Raw genomic sequence first — 17,651 nt, 5'->3', positions numbered from 1 at the left:
AGAGAAAAGGGGACGTGGATGCATGTTCCATGTCAATTAATAGATCGTTATCCAGCCTTTAAGCTTATGCGCCTATCGTAATGTTCTCGGCAGGGCTCTTCGACTGACGTTTGAAGTACAGGAAGGTGAGCGCCAGGAACACGACGGCAAAAGCGCCAAGAACAAGCATCTGCTCACGCATCAGTGCATAATCGCCGCTTGCGATAATCGTCTTGAAGCCGGTAATCGCATGGGTCATCGGCAGCCAAGGGTTAAGCTTCTGCATCCAATCCGGCAGCAGTTCAAGCGGGAAGGTACCCGCGCTTGACGTCAGCTGGAAGATCATCAGCAGAACAACCAGGAAGCGTCCCGGATTGTCCAGCCAAGTAACAAGCGCCTGAATAATAAACGTATATGCAAGACTAGTCAGAATGGTAAAGATCACAAAGAGCGGTACGCTTGTTACGTCAATCTTCAATCCATACAGGATTACGGCATCGGCAATCAAGGATTGCAGCAGGCTTATGGTCACATACGTCAAGGTACGGCTCATGAAGCGGCCCATCGGCGATGCGCCCAAGGTGTACGAATCACGCACGGAGAATACCGTCGTATAAACAAGCGCGCCCATAAACAGCGCCAGCGATAGGAAGTAAGGAGCAATACCAAGTCCATAACGGTCGAGCTTATGGTCCGCATTTTCTTTTACGACAACCGGCTCCGCGAACATATTTACGATATTGTCGCCATCTTTTATGCTGCCGGTCTCCGCAGCCGCATCATTCAGCTTCGCAGCCAGCTCGCCCGAGCCGTTCACAAGCTGCGCCGAGCCGTCCTTCAGCTGTCCTGCGCCTTGATTCAGCTGCTTCGAGCCGTCGGCAATGCCTTCTACGCCTCCGGACAGCTTGCCAAGTCCATCCTTCAGCTGGGAGGCGCCGCTGTTCGCAGCTTTTGCACCTGCAGCCAGCTGCTCTGCACCGGTTCCAGCTTCCTTCAGCTTCCCGCCAAAGGTCTCAAGGCCGGCCGCCAATTTCTCCTGGCCCTGACTAAGCGAATTTGCGCCTACATATAACTGCTCCTGGCCTTGCGCCAGCTTGCTGCTGCCAGCCAGAAGCTTCTCTTGCCCATCCTTCAGCTGCGCGCTGCCGGCTGCGACCTGCTTGCTTGCCGCAAGCAGCTGCTTCAGCGTCTCGTTATCCTGCAGCTCCGGCGACCCCGCCATCAGCTGCTCGAGTCCTTTTGCAACCTGGTCCGCACCGTCAGCTACCTGACCGCTTTCCGCGGAAGAAGCCGTTAATCCTTGCTTAAGCTCAGCCGCACCGTCTTTCGAAGACTTTAATCCTTCTGCCAGCTGGGCTGCGCCAGCCTTGGACTGCGAAGCTCCGTTTTCAAGCTGCTGCTCGGCTGCGGACAATTGCCCCAGACCTCCAGCTAAGCCCGATGCGCCGGACGATAATTGGCTCGTGCCTTGACTTAAGCTTGCAGCGCCATCATACAGCTTGGATACGCCGCCGCTCAGCTCAGAGGTGCCGCTAGCCAGCTTATTGAGGTTTTCCTTCAGCGTTGTTATGCCATCCTCCAGCTTGCCCGCTCCGTCCTTCAATTCGGTTGCGCCTTCTCCCGCTTTACCCAGACCGTCGGAGATTGTTCCAACCTGTTCAAACATACTGCGGGTATAGGCTTCGGTAATTTGCGTGTTAAGCTTCGAACGCAATTCCTTCATTGCGCTGTTGCCGATCTGACCGGCCACAAAGTTATATTGGCTGTTCGGTTCGAAAATCAGCTCCGCCTGAACCGGATTTTCCTGCGTTAAGGTCGCTGCATTTTCCGAGAAGTTGTTAGGTACGGTTATGGTCATGTAATAATCGTTATGCTCCATGCCATCCTTCGCCTGCTCTTCATTTACGAAGTCCCATTTGAAATTATCGCTTTTCTTCAATTCCTCAACGAAGTCTTTTCCGACATTCATCGTCTTCCCTTCATACGTCGCCCCTTTATCGAGGTTAACAACGGCTACGGGAAGCTTGCTCGTCTGGCCGTAAGGGTCCATCGAGCCGTCAATCAATATGCTGCTGTACAGCATCGGAAGCAGGGCGACGCCAATAAAAGAAAGCAGCAGCATTCTTTTGGTCGCCAACGTTTTCATGTCCTTGAGGAAAACTTGAATCGGCCTCATGTTCACACATCCTTCTTTCGGTAAGGTTGAATAACTGACTAAATTCGTATTTCGGTCATTTTGGACCAAAAAAACAGCCCTTTACAGGCTGGAATTTTCTAAGATCGGGATTCCTTCATAATGCCTTTGGTAATAAGCATTGCGATGTTCTCCTTAATCTGCTCTTTGGTAAGCGGCTCGCTATGCGACTTGTTCCATTCCGTTGCAAGACCCAGATACAAGCGGAAGATCATATAGGATGTTATTGTCGTATCGCATTCCCTGACTTCGCCTTTCTCAATCGCAAGCTCCAGCTTCTGCTTCAGAAATTCGAGTCCGAACAGCTCCATCCGCCGGATCCCTTCCAGCGCCTGCGCAGTGCCGATGTCCCTTACCTCCTGAGCCAGCTTCACGAACAGCTCATGATCCGAACGGAATTCGAGGATAGAATCAAGCAGGCTGAACACACTATGAATAAAGGAACGATCACTGCCTTCCATATCGAAACCGCAGTTCATAGCTTCCTTCAATTCGACCTCGGCCTTGTTCAGAATCGCTTCGAACAGTTCTTCCTTCGTCTTGAAAAAAGTATAGATCGTGCCTTTGCCTACGCTTGCGATCTTGGACACCAGATCCATTGTGGTCGCTTTATAGCCAAATTGCGCAAACGACTGCGTCGCTGCCTTCAATATTAACGCTTTGCGGTCAATGGACATGAGCCAATCTCCTCTCCTTCTACGATCATGAATCTTCATAAATTGACTAAAAATCAATTTCGGTCAATCAGTCATATTCCATTTATAACATATTCGGTATAGCAAGATCAAGTGCAACTTTTCTTCTCTTCCGTGCGTACAATCAACGTACTGAATATCCATATCGTGGAAGCATCGGAGGAGCAAGGAATGAACAACGGCTTTGGATCACCAATGGGATTTGATCTGATGATCACTATTATTCCCATCGTTATTGTCATCGGATTCGTTATTGTCATCGGTACCGTCATTTACCGCGGCGCTAAGTATGTGCAAAATGCGGCCTCTCCCAAAGAGTCGACTTTCGCTAAAGTTGTATCCAAACGAATGGACGTAAGGCAGAGCTCCCATAATCATGACGGTCACGTCAGTCATTCGTCCCATACTTATTATTACATCACTTTGGAGTTCGTGAGCGGCGAGCGCCAGGAGTTCCTGGATGTGAAAAATCTGTACGGCCTTGTTGTAGAAGGCGATACCGGCTATGCCGCAACGCAAGGCGAGTGGATCGTCGCGTTCGAGCGTAACAGCGGAGCAAGCATGTAAACAAAAAAAAGCTCATGCCAGACTTCTGACAGAGCCTCCCATACGAAGAACAGGCGCGACACTGCAGCGCACAGCGGGACTATCGGGCTGCCGGAGTATTTGACCGAGCACCTCGACCGCTGCGGTGCACAGCGCTTTTTTATTAACCGCCATAGTCGTTAACGGAGGATTCGTCTCCGCGGACATGGCAAGCCCGTCAAACCCGATAACCGATACATCGCCGGGCACCTGCATGCCCCGTTTATCCAGCTCTTTCATGAGCAAAAGAGCAATCCGGTCATTTCCGCAAAAAACAGCCGTCGGGTGTTCTCCCTCCCCGAACCGGTCGCAATAAGCCGACAATTCCTCTAGCGTCCGGTCAAAGCCTTCCGACTCCAGCAGGCATAAGGAGAAGTCGGGATGGAGGTTATTTTCCAGCATGGCCTTCGTAAAACCAAACCACCGCTCCTCATGACTGGTCGTCAGGTTAACCGGCGCAATACAGCCGATTCGCTTGTGACCCGCTTCAATTAATGAGTTGACCGCAAAGCTTGCCCCCTCGATATTAGCCGAAGTAACGGCGGACGCCTCCATGTCCCGGTAATAGGAATCAAACAGCAGCATTGGCTTTGTAAGGGTCTGCTGCACTTTCAAGATATAATCCTTGTCCAATATGCCAAAAGCGATAATCCCCTGATAGTCGATATGCTGAACCAGCTCGGGGAGGATTCGCTCCTCTTCCTGGGCAATGCTGATTCTTACAAGAACCGCGCTATAGCCTTCCTCCTGAAGCCGGCTGTCCAATCCCCAGATCAAATCGTGATAAAACAAAAAATGCTCGTTGTCCTCATGGCTCAAAATTCGTTCCGGTACGAGCACAAGAACGGGTGAGCTAACGGAGGATTGCCCGTCATTCAGCGGATATCCAACCTCATGGGCCGTCTGGATAATTTGCTGCCTCAGCTCTTCTCCGATTCCTTTCTTATTAGAAAGCGCCAATGAAACCGCATTGCGGGATATGCCCAGCTTATCGGCGATCGTTTGCATGGATATTTTTTTTGGTCGCGGCATTCTTCAACTTCCTCTATTCCTATGTTATAATCAATTTACTTTACAGATGTTTATATTGTCAAGTTTAGTAAAGCTGTAAACGATGACTTGGAGGGATTAAGATTGGCGAATCAACCGATTTTCCTGGAACCTGTATTTCAAGAACGAATTTGGGGCGGCAAGCAATTAAGAGAGCAATTCCATTACGATATTCCGTCTGACCGTACCGGGGAATGCTGGGCAGTCTCCGCTCACCCTAACGGTCAAAGCGTTGTTCATAACGGTCCTTACAAAGGGCTTAAGCTTGGCGAGCTGTGGGATCAACAGCCGCAGCTGTTCGGCTCCAAGGCGGTTAAATTCCCGCTTCTGACCAAAATCCTCGACGCATCGGATGATTTGTCCGTACAGGTGCATCCGGATGATGCCTATGCGCAGGTGAACGAGAACGGCGAGCTTGGCAAGACCGAGTGCTGGTATATTCTTGGCTGCGAGCCCGGAGCTGAAATTATTTACGGCCATTCCGCGGCTACGAAAGAGCAATTCAAGCAAATGGTTGACGCAGGCCAGTGGAATCAGCTTCTGACGAAGGTAACCGTGAAGCCGGGCGATTTCTTCTATGTCCCTAGCGGCACTCTCCACGCGCTTGGCAAAGGCATTCAAGTACTGGAAACGCAGCAAAGCTCGGACACCACATACCGGATTTACGATTACGATCGGAAAGACGATAAAGGCGCGACGCGCGAGCTTCATCTGGACAAAGGCATTGAAGTTACTACCGTGCCTCATGTGGATGCGGAGACATCCTTCTCCACGGAAACCGTTGGCGGTACCGAGGTGACTACCTTTGTATCCAACAGCTTCTTTACGGTTCAAAAATGGAACACGGGCGGCGAATCGGCCTTCCCGGAGCCGGTTAAATTCACGATCTGCAGCGTCCTTGACGGAACTGGCGAGCTGGAGAATTCCACGGGCAGCTACCCGCTGAAAAAAGGCGATCATTTCATTATTCCGCTGGGCTTCGGAAGCTTTACGCTTCGCGGACAGCTTGAGCTTATTATTTCGCACGAATAGCATAGTACAGCTTACGAAGCAAGATTTACCACGTACGGCCAAAACTAGGCCGTTCGTGCGGCAATTCTTTTAACACCTATGCTTACGAAGCAAGATTTACCACGTACGGCCAAAAACTAGGCCGTTCGTGCGGCAATTCTTTTAAGACCTATGCTTACGAAGCAAGATTTACCACGTACGGCAAAAACTAGGCCGTTCGTGCGGCAATTCTTTTAAGGAGGCAACGAACTTGCGTATTGGAGCAATTGAAGCAGGCGGAACAAAGTTTGTATGCGGTATCGGCAACGAACACGGTGAAATCGAAGAACGGATCAGCTTGCCAACCGAGCATCCGGATTCCACGCTGCGCGAAGTCCTGAACTACTTCCGAGACAAGCAGGTTGAGGCTATCGGAATCGGTACTTTTGGTCCTATTGATATCGATCCTTCCAGCCCGACTTACGGCTATGTGACAACGACACCTAAACCAGGCTGGTCCGGCTATGATTTCCTTGGCACGATGAAGCGCGAGCTTCCCGTTCCTTACGGCTGGGACACGGACGTAAACGCGGCGGCATTTGGCGAAGCGAAATGGGGCGCGGCAAAAGGGCTTAATAGCGCGCTTTATTACACGGTAGGTACCGGTATCGGCGTTGGCGTTTACACGGAAGGCAAGCTTGTACATGGCCTGCTGCATCCGGAAGGCGGCCATGTGCTTACCCGCAGACACCCGGAGGATACGTTTGCCGGCTTCTGCCCTTACCATGGCGACTGCCTGGAAGGCATGGCGGCAGGTCCCGCTATCGGACAACGCTGGGGCGTGAAGGCTGACGAGCTGACGAAGGACCATCCGGCATGGCAGATGGAAGCTTTCTATCTCGGCCAAGCCATTTCGAGCGCGATTCTGCTGCTGTCTCCGAAGAAGGTTATTCTTGGCGGCGGCGTTATGCATCAGGAGCAGCTGTTCCCGCTGGTCCGCGCGGAAGTACAGAAGAACCTGAACGGCTATGCTTCGCACGAAGCGCTGCGTGAAGGCATTGATTCTTATATCGTGCCGCCTGGACTTGGCGACAACGCCGGTCTATGCGGATCGATCGCGCTTGGAATCGATGCGCTCGAGCGCCAGCAATAATAGAAGAAGGCCTTACCGGAATTCGACCGGTAAGGCCTTTTTTCACTTCATGGATGCAATAACATCGCCTAAGTCCTCTGCCTTTACATGACTCAGCCATCTCTTGTGACCAAGCGTCACCATGTACTGCATCCCATCCTTTTGAAACCGGGATTCGAAACTTCCCTTTGCTTTCATTGGCTTAGGCAAATCCAGGATTGGTATTCCTGGCCGAACCGGTTCCGCCTGAATAAGAAGAAAACGATCATTCGCATCATCTTCGTATTGCAATGTAATCCTCCGGCCTATGATCTCGCCTTGCACCTTATGCACCTTAAATGGAAACTGCCCGGGAACCATCACATGACGGTCGAACTGATTCCTGTAATTCCTTACGACTTTGTTTTCATTAACAAGCGGATTGGCTCCATCGTATAGGGCATCAAGCCGAATAATTCGATCTTGCTTTATCGTTAGCTCCCAAATAAATGCCATACGTTTGCTCTTAAACGCTTCATCCCAGAAGTAACCAATCAGGATGCGCTGATCCTTTTTCGTCGATGGAAGTCCTTCCACCTGAATGACCGGACTATCTTCTCTAATTTCCGGCATTTTCACGCCATTGGCAAGATAGCTCTGTGCCAGATCATACTTATGTCTCAACAACGCATTTATCATCTGATGAACGGCTTCTTGCTTGGGCATAGCCTCCGCCCCAAACGCAGGGACAAGGAGCAGCATAGCCATAATGAAAGCCATTATCCCTTTCATATTCCTAACCTCCCTGGTTAACTTCCCCAGTGAGGCCATTGTCTATTATTCCATCCGAAAAACAATCTCGATGCCTATCGGCTTCCTCTTTAACGGCCTTTCGTATTCGCTGAAAACAAAGGTAATTCCGGCAAGATCGTCCGGCAGAGCGGGAGAAACAACAAAGCCGTAGGCGGAATTCCCCCCGGAGCTTGTTCCCTGGTCCACATAACAATGATAACCTTCACCCAGCTCAAGCTCGATATAAGTATGCGTTCGCATTGCTTCATTTTCACGTTCCCGGTAGTCTCCATGTATGCTCAGGTTTACGACGCTTGCATTCTCATATTGTCTTATACCGGACAAGGTATAGACTTTGCCTCCGCTCTCCGCGCACCGGAGAACGGGCAGATGCTTGCGAAAGCCCGATGGCTCAACTAACGGCAGATAAACCTCTTCATTCAATAATATGCTGAATATGGACTTCAACAAATCCGGGTACAGGTGATACCGGTCAGCCCAGCTCTCAATGCTTTTAAAGGGCGGAAATCCCGGATTGTGGTTCGAGACCTCTCTTCGTTCTTCAAGCAATGCGCAGAGCTGCTCGTCAATCTTGAATAAACGGGCATCGTAGTGATCCGTTGGCCGTTCCATAGGTACTCTTCTCATCCTAATTCCCTCGCCTCTTCTATGAACTGAGCTTGCCCAAATCTCCGGTAATTAGAATATAAATTCCCCATCCTAGTACGATTACGGCTCCAAATCTGCTGAAAAAGATATAGTTATCGCTTGGACCCGAGTTGCCGTCCACGGCCCATCCATGCTTCATATGCCAACTCAAAGACGGAAATAGCCATCCCATAACTCCTGCAATAATGAATATAAGCGAAATGAAAACTACCACGTTATCATCTCCGTTTGTCCATTTGCCGAGCGCAATAAGGCCTTCTCCGATCTTTGACATGACGGGGAAGGCCTGAATAATTCTCAATATAATCGACAATGAACAAATTGAAAATACCATTTTTTTGTTATTTATATTAATATTTCTAGCATTTTATTGTTTTCGTTCGGTCATCTCGTTCAGATTGGAGGTTAACTTGTCCAGCTGCAGGAAGCTCTCGACAATCTCAACAATCCGGCTGTCCTGCGTCGTCATGCTGGCCGACATTTCCTGGATTGCTGCCATATTCTGCTCCGTGGAACCGGCAATCGATACGATCTGGCCGGTAATCCTCGTATATTGCTCCTGGAGCTGCTCCGCCGAATAGTCGACCTCACCCGAATGGCTCTCGAGCTTATTGGCGTCAGACGCCAAAGCCCGCATGACATCGGCTACCTTGCGGGCTGCGGCCGTACTGCCAACAACGGACTGCTGCCCTTCGAGCACCTGCTCCGCCGCCAGAATCGTCTTCGTACGGATGCTCTCCAATATTTGCTCAATTTGTTCCGTTGATTGCTGCGATGTCTCGGCCAATTTGCGGATTTCATGGGAGACAACCGCAAAGCCTTTGCCATGCTCGCCTGCGCGCGCGGCTTCAATTGCCGCGTTCAAAGCCAGCAGGTTCGTCTGCGTGGAAATATGCTTAATGGTAGCCACAATCTCGCTGATGCTCGTATTCTGTTCGCCAAGCTCATTCATAAGCTGTACGGAGGAATCGATCGTCTCGTTAACCCGCTTCATCTCGTGCTCAAGATCGGAGGTTCCTTCGCTTCCGGCTTTGGTTAACAGAGCGGAGCTTGCCGACAACCCCTTCATCTCCGTAGAACGGTCCGCAAGCGAGGACACGGAAGCTTCGATATGGCGGATCGCTTCGCTGATATCATTCATGCTGGACGTTTGAGCTTCCATGCTTGACGTAATTTCCGAGAAGGCCGAAGTTACCTCCTTGGAAATCGAACCGGCCGTTGTCATATTGGCTTTCAAGTTCGTGCTGAACGAATTCAGCTGCCCAGCCGAGGAAGAGACTTGTCCGACAAGCTCAAGCGACCGTTTGTTTTCCAGCATCGCCTGCTCGCCTTGCTCGATAATATTATGCTGCAGCCGCTCGCTGAATTTGGTCGATACGTATAGCGGAACCGCCACCATAAAGAAATACATAAACATTGTGGTTGGAGCGTTATTGCCAAAAATCTCGATCTTGTCGGGACTTATGTAACAATAAACCGTCAGAAGAACGCCCATTAACCCTGAATAGCCAATTGCCTTGGAGTTGCCGTAAAGCGTCATAATAGCAAGATTTACATAAACAAGAAAATAAGTCGTAATAATCGGTCCGGTTAACAATAACAGCAACGTAAGCACGGTAACAATCGTTGAAATGAAATACATAATATAGTTTGTTAACCAGCGTTTATAGACCAGAATCGTGGTGGCGCCGCAGGTAAGCGTACCTACAATAGCGAGCACGATAATCGAATCCATCCCGGCTCCGGTCAGAAAATCAACGGCTACGCCGAGTAACAGCATGACCCATATAATATTCACAAGCAGCTTGTTTCTCCGGTGCAGGGTCTCCATATAATCCATTTGTTTTCCACCTTTTTTACCATAATATAGGCAATAATTTCGATCATACCATAAACCGATATTTTTCGACATCATCTTTAATAGACATGAACCCGATAATCTTGTAATCTATTGTGACACGGTTAGCTATGTGGAGGTGCTTAAAATTGGCGAAAGATATTCGTTCCCGAATTGAGATTGATCAAATCAACTGTGAAAAAGAACTAACCCTTGCCTTAATCGGAGGCAAATGGAAGCTTATCATCCTCTGGCATCTGGGCATTGACGGCACAAAACGGTTCAGCGAGCTGCAAAAGCTCATTCCCCATATCACGCAAAAGATTCTGACGAACCAGCTCCGCGAGCTGGAGGAGGATCAGCTTGTCGAACGGACCGTCTATCCGGTAGTTCCGCCGAAGGTCGAATATAAGCTGACTCCGCATGGAGAAAGCCTCGTGCCGATCCTGAAGCTGATGTACAACTGGGGCAAGCATTATGGCGAAGAGGTACTGGGCAGAACATCGGACTCTAAGCCGAATTCCCTTCAAGCAGCAGAAATTTAAACCTTATATTTCTCCATAAAAACCGGCAGACTCCGCATGGAGTCTGCTTTTTTGCGCTTCATAGTTTCCTGCAGGATACGGACTTACTTGAAAGTGCGTACTTCCATTAAATTCGGTATCGCCCTAATATGAACTCATCGCTTTCAACACCCAAAATAAAGGAGAGATTCCTATTATGGAACTGCAATTGGCACTTGACCTGGTTAACATCCCGGAGGCAAAGGAAGTCGTAAAAGAGGTTGCCCCTTATATCGATATCGTTGAGATTGGCACCCCCGTTGTCATTAACGAAGGGCTTCGCGCCGTTAAAGAAATCAAAGACGAATTCCCGTCGCTTAAAGTACTGGCCGACCTGAAAATTATGGATGCCGGCGGTTATGAAGTGATGAAGGCTTCCGAAGCAGGCGCCGACATTATCACCGTTCTTGGCGTATCCGACGATTCCACGATTAAAGGCGCGGTTGATGAAGCCCGCAAACAGAACAAAAAGATTATGGTCGACATGATCAACGTAAAAGACATTGCCGCGCGCGCGGCGGAAATCGATAACCTTGGCGTTGATTATATCTGCGTTCATTCCGGTTACGATCATCAGGCAGACGGCAAAAACTCGTTCGAGGATCTGGCTACGATTAAACGCGTCGTGAAGCAGGCAAAAACCGCGATCGCAGGCGGCATCAAGCTTCAAACCCTGCCGGAAGTCATCCGCGCCCAGCCGGATCTGGTTATCGTAGGCGGCGGCATTACCGGCGCCGAGGACAAGCAGGCGGTTGCCGCTCAAATGCAGCAGCTGATCAAAGGGTAATAACCAATGAGTACGCTGAGCGCAGCTTCCTCCATTCTTCAAGAGCTGGAACGCACGCTTGAGGCCGTTAAGCCTAGCGAGATCGAAGCTCTAACGAAGCGGATAACGGAAGCGGACAAAATTTTCGTTGCCGGTGCCGGACGTTCCGGGCTGATGATGCGGGCATTTGCCATGCGCCTGATGCATATGGGCTTCCGCGCTTACGTCGTAGGCGAGACCGTTACGCCGGGCATTGCCGAAGGGGATCTGCTGCTCATCGGCTCGGGCTCCGGCGAGACCAAAACGCTGACAAGCATGGCGGCCAAAGCCCAAAGCATCGGCGCAGCCGTTGGCGTTGTGACCATTATGCCGGAATCAACCTTAGGCGCCGCAGCATCCTCCCGGGTAACAATCCCTGCCGTCACCAAAGACAGCACTTCCGGAGGCTCCAGCCAGCCGATGGGCACCTTGTTCGAGCAAAGCCTTCTGCTTCTGCTGGATACGATCGTCCTGAATCTGATGCAGCAGCAGAAGCTGCAAGGTACGGCCATGTACAACAATCACGCGAACCTGGAATAGCAGCTGGGCCGCCGTGAAGCCTAGAATTGAAACAGCGACAGCCAAGGACAAGGAAATGAAGTCCTGGACTGTCGCTGTATCTTTGAACTAAAGTTTCACGTATCTTATTCCTTCCAATTTTCCGCAAAATGTTCTACCGCTGCCTGCTCGATTGGCAGTCCTTCCGTGTACCGCTCCAGAAACAAAGCAAAACCATTCACATCCACTCTGTCAGGATAAACCTCTAGTCCTTCTGCATCCTTGAACACTTTAGTTGCAAGATAATTCACCAAACCCTCATCCTGCCCCTTATTAACCAGATAGGATGCCAAAACTGCCATTCCCCATGCGCCGCCTTCACCAGCCGTAGACATGACCGAAACAGGAATATTCAGTGCTGCGGCACACATTTTTTGACCGACTAGCGGCGTTTTAAACAGTCCGCCATGCGCCAAGATACGGTCAATCGTGACATGCTCCTTCTGTGTCAATATATCCATCCCGAGCCTTAATGCAGCAAACGCGCTAAACAGATGGACTCTCATAAAATTAGCTAGATTGAAGCTGCTTTCTGGAGAGCGAACGAACAGCGGACGGCCTTTTACAAGCCCGGTAATGTTCTCGCCTGAATAGTACCCGTAACTCAACAGGCCGCCGCCATCAGCATCTGCTTCCAGCGCTTTGTTGAACAGAACGCTGAATAACTGGTTCATATCGGGCTCCAATCCCATTGCTTCATGAAATTCGCGAAACAAGCCGAGCCATGCATTAATATCGCTGGAGCAGTTATTAGCAAGAACCATGCCGACTGGGCTGCCCTCAGGCGTAGTCACTATGTCAATCTCAGGGTGCACCGCGGATAAATCTTTCTCCAGAACGATCATGGCGAAAATCGACGTACCTACGGAAATGTTGCCGGTACGCTTTTTGACACTATTCGTAGCAACCATGCCCGTTCCTCATCGCCTTCCGGAGGACATAGCGGAATGCCTGCTTGCAGGTTGCCTGATGGATCTAATAGCCGGGCGCCAGATTCACTGAGATATCCGGCATGTTCACCTGCAGTGTAAACTCTAGGTAAAATACTTTTAAGTGTCCACGGGTATTCTTTATCGGCAATTAAATCAGCAAACTGTTTCACCATATCCTCATTATATTGCTGTGCAGACTCATCGATTGGAAACATACCCGAGGCATCCCCGATACCAAGAGCCTTGCTGCCAGTCAACAGCCAATGAATGTAACCCGACAAAGTCGTAATATAATCAATGTTATGGACATGCTTTTCATCATTCAAAATTGCTTGATACAAATGTGCGATACTCCAGCGCTGAGGAATTTTAAACCGGAATTTCTCGGTTAGTTCCGATGCGGCTGTTCCCGTTGTTGCATTGCGCCATGTACGGAACGGGACCAACAGCTCCCCTGCTTGATCAATTGAAATATAGCCCTGCATCATGGCCGAACATCCGATTGATCCGATTTTTTGTATGATTACACCATATTTGTTCTGAACTTCTTGTTTTAACTGGTGGTAGGTTTCTTGCAATCCGTTAATCATTTCATTGAGATTGTAGGTCCAATAACCGTCGATCAATTGATTTTCCCACGCATAGCTGCTGGATCCGATGGTTTCAAAATTGCAATCAATCAGTACAGCCTTGATTCGCGTGGATCCAAATTCGATGCCAAGGGAAGTTTCTCCCCTTACAATCGCTTGTCTAATCGTTTGATCCATGATGGCGCTCTTCCTCTCTGAATTCGAAATTGAACCGAATATAGCAAAAGATTACTCGTGTTGTCATTTTGAAAAACATTACCAAAAGAATAGCACTCGCAACTTAGTTTGTATATTAAACAAACTAAGTTTTTTATATGGTAGCATCCTGCTGGAGAACGAGTCTAGAGCTTTGTTCTTCTCACAGCGTTAATCTAAGCTTATTACTGAAAACGCTTTAATTTGTATAGTTCCGCCTGTGCTAAGATGGGGTTATACACCACGAAATGGAGGTTTTTACTACAATGACAGCTTTGGAAAAAGGGGCTTATTTATACCGGTGAATACCGGAATTTGTTCAAGGAACTCGGCTATGCCGAGACAGCTATACAAGCAAAGCTGGAGCAGGCTTGGAACGATCTGCTGCATGGCGATCCGGATATCCGGATTTATTACCCGATGGGAGAAGACAAGGGCTACTTCCTCGATACCGGCAATGTGGATGTAAGGTCGGAGGGCATGTCTTACGGCATGATGATGGCCGTTCAAATGAACGATAAGGAAATTTTCGACCGGCTGTGGAACTTCTCCGTCACTTATATGCAGCATGCGGAAGGTCGTTACAAGGATTATTTCGCTTGGCATTGCAAGCCGGACGGAACCCGTCTGTCTCAAGGACCCGCGCCGGATGGCGAGGAGTTTTTTGCCATGGCGCTGTTCTTTGCCGCAAACCGCTGGGGCAACGGACCGGAGCCGTATAATTACTCGGAGCAGGCAAGTAGAATTTTACGAGCCTGCATCCACCAAGGTGAGGACGGCAATGGCGGCAGTCCAATGTGGGAGCCGGCGAACAAGCTGATTAAGTTTGTACCGGAGTCGCCATTCAGCGATCCCTCCTATCATCTCCCCCATTTCTACGAATTGTTCTCCTTGTGGGCCGATGAAGTGGACAGGCCGTTCTGGCGGGAAGCGGCGTCCGCAAGCCGGACTTACCTGCATACGGCTTGCCATCCCGAGACGGGATTGTCGCCGGAGTACGCCAACTACGACGGAACGCCGGCAGAGGTGCAGCGGCATGGCGACTTCCGTCATTTCTACAGCGATGCTTACCGGGTGGCGGCCAATATCGGACTAGACTGGGCATGGTTTCGCCGCGATCCGTGGCAGGTCGAACAGTCGAACCGGATTCAGCGGTTTTTCCGTCCGGTCGACTTAGCGGCTTACCGCCGCTATACCATTGACGGCCAGCCTTTCGACGAGCCGGCTCTTCATCCTATCGGACTACTTGCGACAAATGCCATGGCATCGCTGGCAGCCGACGGACCGGACGCCGATCATTTTGTTCAGCTGCTTTGGAACACCCCTCTCCGCAAGGGCGAGCGCCGTTATTACGATAACTGCCTCTATTTCTTCAGCCTGCTGGCATTAAGCGGCAGCTACCGGATTTACGCCTAGCCCTGAACGAAAATGACGATCTGTGCTACAATAGACAGATCGTCGACTAGACTACTAGAGACATAGCATGTGCCCTCCTTGGCACTGCTATGTCTTTTTTTTTGCGGGGTGAATTCCTTTGAAAGACTACGGCCATGAATTTGCAGACATCTTTTATTACACGCCTAACGAATTCGAGAAGCTGGGCGGGCTTTGGCCGCTTCGCACGGGCCGCAATATCGCCAAGGCGAATTACAGCGTTGGGCCAAGGGTAATTGAATGCTTCTCCTTCCATTTTGTGCTTAACGGCTCGGTTACGCTGTCCAGTATGGGCGAGACTGTCATCCTGCCGAAGGGCAGCATGTTCTGCCTCTTCCCCGATGTGAAGCACAGCTACTGGATTACGCAATACGATTCCGCGTCCCCGCTCAAGATGCATTGGCTTGCCTTCACCGGCTCACAAGCGGAAATGCTTGTCCGAAGGATTGGATTAACCGAGCACAAACCGTATTTGCGCAGCAGACTTACGACTGAGCTGGCCAATCAGCTGCAGGCGTGCATGGAACGGATGAAAAACTGGCAAAAGGACGGCGATTTGCAACTGCAAATGATGCTGTACCAGCTGTTCGAAATGCTGTCGCGTCCGCTTCCCGAAGCGAGCGAGGAGAAGGATTGGTTAAAAGCCTGCCTGCAATATATGCAGACGCATTATGCGGAAGGCATCAGCGTAACGGATCTGGCGGAGTGGTCCGGCATGCACCGCTCGCATTTGTCCAGCAGGTTCAAACAAAGCTTCGGCATAAGTCCCCGCGAATATCTGATCATGCTGCGGATGGAACGGGCAGTCGAAATGCTGCAGAGCCGGACTCTATCGATTACCGATATCTCGCTTTCGCTAGGTTATACGGACCTGTATACCTTCTCGAGGGCTTTCTCTACTTACACCGGCATGTCGCCGTCGAACTACCGCAGCAAGCTGCTCGCGTCTAACAAAATGCCAAATTGATCACAACGAAATGTTATTTCTATTTCATACGGCTTACTTTATGCTAAATTCAGCTCACAAATCCAACTATATGACTTTGAATACTATGTTTTAAAGGAGAATGCTGTAATGATGAAACAACGAAGTACAATTACCGTGTCCGCGATGCTTGCCCTTTCTTTGACGCTAGCCGGGTGCAGCTCAGGCAACGACGAGGATAACAAAAACAGCTCAAAGGAAGCTTCCTCAAGTGAAGTCAGCAAAACCGGTTATCCGATTGTGCAGGAGCCGATCAAGCTGAAAATGTTCTCGCGTATTGCCCCTGTGAATGGCCCGTTCAAGGACATGCCCGTGTTTCAGGACTATGCCAAGCAAAGCAACATTGACGTGGAGTTTACCGAAGTGCCTACGGATGGCTTCCAGGAGAAAAAGAATTTGCTGTTCGCATCCAATGAGCTGCCCGATGCCCTGTTCCGTTCTTCTCTTACTTCGCTTGAAGCGATCCGTTACGGAACGGCAGGCCAATTAATCCCGCTTGAAAATCTGATCAACGATTACGCTCCAAATTTCAAAAAGCTGATGGAACAATATCCCGAGATTGGACCTGCGATTACAACGCCTGAAGGCCATATTTACGCTCTGCCTACGGTTGTTACGGTAGGGGCTGCACGGACGGACAAGAAATGGATTAATCAAGCCTGGCTGAAAAAGCTCAATTTGCAGGAGCCTCAAACGACGGAGGATTTGTACAAAGTGCTGGTTGCCTTCCGCGACAACGACCCGAACGGCAACGGAAAGCAGGATGAAATCCCATTGACGGCCCGTGCCAGCGCAGGGGTTGGTCTAGGCCTGCCGATTATTCCGATGATGAGCGGTTCGTTTGGCCTGGATACGCAGCTTGGATATAACATCAATCTGGTCGAGGGCAAGGTAGAAATATGGATGGGCAATGACCGCAACAAGGAGCTGCTGCAATATTTGAACAAGCTCTACAGCGAAAAGCTGCTTGATCCGGAAGTGTTTTCCCAGACGGAAGCCCAATACATCGCCAAGCAAGGATCGGGCAACGTTGGCTTCTTCTTTGATCAAACCAATAATGCGTTCCTGTCGATTCAAGATCAGTATACCGGTATCTCGCCGCTTGAAGGTCCGCAAGGCGACCGCCTGCAAAGCCAAGGCGCTCCGGTTCCCCGTGACTTAGGCTCGTTCGCCATTACATCCGTCAACAAGCACCCGGAAGCAACCATGCGTTGGATCGATTATTTCTACAGCGAAGAAGGCTCCACTCTGCTCCGGTTCGGCCGGGAAGGCGAGAACTATGAGCTTAAAGACGGCATTCCGTATTATACGGAGCAATTTTTGAATACCGGAAACCAAGGCAAAATTACGCCTTACGCGGGGGGCGGCGCGCCTCATCTCATCAGCGAGAATGTAGCCTCCTTTATTAATCCGCCTCAAGTGCAAGAGGCCCAAAAGAAGCTGGATCCTTACATGCCTGAGGTCCGCTATGCCGCTCCGATGTTCGAAGAGGAGACCGCGAAGAAAGTGGACGTGCTCCGCAACGACCTTGATAAATACTACGACGAGCAAAGCACCAAGTTTATTACCGGCGCGCTTAGTTTCGATAAATGGGATGATTTCCAGGCTACGCTGAAGAAGCTGAAAATCGACGAGCTGCAGAAGTTGTACCAGGATGCCTACGATAAAGTGAAACAATAACTGAAAA

Annotated in this window: 16 protein-coding genes and 1 pseudogene; 9 read left to right on the top strand and 8 right to left on the bottom strand. The window is 50.0% G+C overall.

The genetic code is table 11. The annotated features are described in order from the left end of the window. Positions 1-64: 64 nt before the first annotated feature. Positions 65-2,155 (bottom strand): YhgE/Pip domain-containing protein, encoded by a 2,091-nt coding sequence (locus PJDR2_RS06280; RefSeq protein WP_015842819.1) that lies wholly within the window; start codon positions 2,153-2,155, stop codon positions 65-67. Between the two features lie 98 nt (positions 2,156-2,253). Then, entirely contained in the window at positions 2,254-2,850 is a 597-nt protein-coding gene (locus PJDR2_RS06275; protein ID WP_015842818.1) for a TetR/AcrR family transcriptional regulator, read from the bottom strand. 189 nt (positions 2,851-3,039) lie between these two features. Between PJDR2_RS06275 and PJDR2_RS06270 the strand changes: the two genes are divergently transcribed. Next, complete coding sequence (locus tag PJDR2_RS06270) at positions 3,040-3,435, top strand: DUF2500 domain-containing protein (protein ID WP_015842817.1); 396 nt, start codon at positions 3,040-3,042, stop codon at positions 3,433-3,435. Between the two features lie 12 nt (positions 3,436-3,447). Here PJDR2_RS06270 and PJDR2_RS06265 read toward each other — a convergent pair whose 3' ends face one another. Beyond that, positions 3,448-4,485, bottom strand: coding sequence for a substrate-binding domain-containing protein (locus PJDR2_RS06265; protein ID WP_015842816.1), 1,038 nt, complete (start codon positions 4,483-4,485; stop codon positions 3,448-3,450). 102 nt (positions 4,486-4,587) lie between these two features. Between PJDR2_RS06265 and manA the strand changes: the two genes are divergently transcribed. Then, on the top strand, positions 4,588-5,535 hold the full coding sequence (gene manA, locus PJDR2_RS06260) for a mannose-6-phosphate isomerase, class I (RefSeq protein WP_015842815.1): 948 nt from the start codon (positions 4,588-4,590) through the stop codon (positions 5,533-5,535). Positions 5,536-5,764: 229 nt separating this feature from the next. Continuing rightward, entirely contained in the window at positions 5,765-6,646 is an 882-nt protein-coding gene (locus PJDR2_RS06255) for an ROK family protein (protein WP_015842814.1), read from the top strand. A 42-nt stretch (positions 6,647-6,688) separates the two neighbouring features. Here PJDR2_RS06255 and PJDR2_RS06250 read toward each other — a convergent pair whose 3' ends face one another. From PJDR2_RS06250 to PJDR2_RS06235, 4 genes are all read right to left on the bottom strand, one after another. Then, positions 6,689-7,396: a hypothetical protein gene (locus PJDR2_RS06250; RefSeq protein ID WP_015842813.1), complete on the bottom strand. Its 708-nt coding sequence runs from the start codon at positions 7,394-7,396 to the stop codon at positions 6,689-6,691. Positions 7,397-7,441: 45 nt separating this feature from the next. Further along, positions 7,442-8,044 carry a hypothetical protein gene (locus tag PJDR2_RS06245; RefSeq protein WP_015842812.1) on the bottom strand — a complete coding sequence of 201 codons (603 nt, stop codon included), beginning with the start codon at positions 8,042-8,044 and terminating at the stop codon, positions 7,442-7,444. A 19-nt stretch (positions 8,045-8,063) separates the two neighbouring features. Beyond that, positions 8,064-8,339 (bottom strand): DUF6199 family natural product biosynthesis protein, encoded by a 276-nt coding sequence (locus tag PJDR2_RS06240; protein ID WP_015842811.1) that lies wholly within the window; start codon positions 8,337-8,339, stop codon positions 8,064-8,066. A gap of 93 nt (positions 8,340-8,432) precedes the next feature. Continuing rightward, the gene (locus PJDR2_RS06235) at positions 8,433-9,905 is read right to left on the bottom strand and encodes a methyl-accepting chemotaxis protein (RefSeq protein ID WP_015842810.1); all 1,473 of its coding nucleotides are present in this window, start codon (positions 9,903-9,905) and stop codon (positions 8,433-8,435) included. A 146-nt stretch (positions 9,906-10,051) separates the two neighbouring features. Here PJDR2_RS06235 and PJDR2_RS06230 point away from each other — a divergent pair, with 146 nt between their 5' ends. The 3 genes from PJDR2_RS06230 (at position 10,052) to hxlB (ending at position 11,810) form a co-directional block, all read left to right on the top strand. Next, entirely contained in the window at positions 10,052-10,447 is a 396-nt protein-coding gene (locus PJDR2_RS06230) for a winged helix-turn-helix transcriptional regulator (RefSeq protein ID WP_015842809.1), read from the top strand. 175 nt (positions 10,448-10,622) lie between these two features. After that, a complete protein-coding gene (gene hxlA, locus PJDR2_RS06225; protein WP_015842808.1) occupies positions 10,623-11,252 on the top strand; it encodes a 3-hexulose-6-phosphate synthase in 630 nt (209 codons plus the stop codon). 6 nt (positions 11,253-11,258) lie between these two features. Continuing rightward, positions 11,259-11,810 (top strand): 6-phospho-3-hexuloisomerase, encoded by a 552-nt coding sequence (gene hxlB / locus PJDR2_RS06220; RefSeq protein WP_015842807.1) that lies wholly within the window; start codon positions 11,259-11,261, stop codon positions 11,808-11,810. A 104-nt stretch (positions 11,811-11,914) separates the two neighbouring features. On the opposite strand, the pseudogene PJDR2_RS06215 reads toward hxlB, so the two are convergent. After that, positions 11,915-13,527: pseudogene (locus tag PJDR2_RS06215) on the bottom strand (xylulokinase). 333 nt (positions 13,528-13,860) lie between these two features. Between PJDR2_RS06215 and PJDR2_RS06210 the strand changes: the two are divergent. From PJDR2_RS06210 to PJDR2_RS06200, 3 genes are all read left to right on the top strand, one after another. Continuing rightward, on the top strand, positions 13,861-14,961 hold the full coding sequence (locus tag PJDR2_RS06210; RefSeq protein WP_015842806.1) for a glycosyl hydrolase family 8: 1,101 nt from the start codon (positions 13,861-13,863) through the stop codon (positions 14,959-14,961). Between the two features lie 118 nt (positions 14,962-15,079). Beyond that, positions 15,080-15,946, top strand: coding sequence for an AraC family transcriptional regulator (locus tag PJDR2_RS06205; protein WP_015842805.1), 867 nt, complete (start codon positions 15,080-15,082; stop codon positions 15,944-15,946). 108 nt (positions 15,947-16,054) lie between these two features. After that, positions 16,055-17,644 (top strand): extracellular solute-binding protein, encoded by a 1,590-nt coding sequence (locus PJDR2_RS06200; RefSeq protein ID WP_015842804.1) that lies wholly within the window; start codon positions 16,055-16,057, stop codon positions 17,642-17,644. The last annotated feature ends 7 nt before the right edge of the window (positions 17,645-17,651 follow it).

This window comes from Paenibacillus sp. JDR-2, assembly GCF_000023585.1.
Lineage (GTDB): Bacteria > Bacillota > Bacilli > Paenibacillales > Paenibacillaceae > Pristimantibacillus.
This window is presented reverse-complemented; position numbering and strand designations above follow the sequence as displayed.

Bases quoted from the DNA above. Each gene is read 5' to 3' on its own strand.
- PJDR2_RS06275 (WP_015842818.1), bottom strand. From the start codon at position 2,850: ATGTCCATTGACCGCAAAGCGTTAATATTGAAGGCAGCGACGCAGTCG.
- PJDR2_RS06250 (WP_015842813.1), bottom strand. From the start codon at position 7,396: ATGAAAGGGATAATGGCTTTCATTATGGCTATGCTGCTCCTTGTCCCT.
- hxlB (WP_015842807.1), top strand. From the start codon at position 11,259: ATGAGTACGCTGAGCGCAGCTTCCTCCATTCTTCAAGAGCTGGAACGC.
- hxlA (WP_015842808.1), top strand. From the start codon at position 10,623: ATGGAACTGCAATTGGCACTTGACCTGGTTAACATCCCGGAGGCAAAG.
- PJDR2_RS06270 (WP_015842817.1), top strand. From the start codon at position 3,040: ATGAACAACGGCTTTGGATCACCAATGGGATTTGATCTGATGATCACT.
- PJDR2_RS06200 (WP_015842804.1), top strand. From the start codon at position 16,055: ATGATGAAACAACGAAGTACAATTACCGTGTCCGCGATGCTTGCCCTT.
- PJDR2_RS06235 (WP_015842810.1), bottom strand. From the start codon at position 9,905: ATGGATTATATGGAGACCCTGCACCGGAGAAACAAGCTGCTTGTGAAT.
- PJDR2_RS06240 (WP_015842811.1), bottom strand. From the start codon at position 8,339: ATGTCAAAGATCGGAGAAGGCCTTATTGCGCTCGGCAAATGGACAAAC.
- PJDR2_RS06280 (WP_015842819.1), bottom strand. From the start codon at position 2,155: ATGAGGCCGATTCAAGTTTTCCTCAAGGACATGAAAACGTTGGCGACC.
- PJDR2_RS06265 (WP_015842816.1), bottom strand. From the start codon at position 4,485: ATGCCGCGACCAAAAAAAATATCCATGCAAACGATCGCCGATAAGCTG.
- PJDR2_RS06245 (WP_015842812.1), bottom strand. From the start codon at position 8,044: ATGAGAAGAGTACCTATGGAACGGCCAACGGATCACTACGATGCCCGT.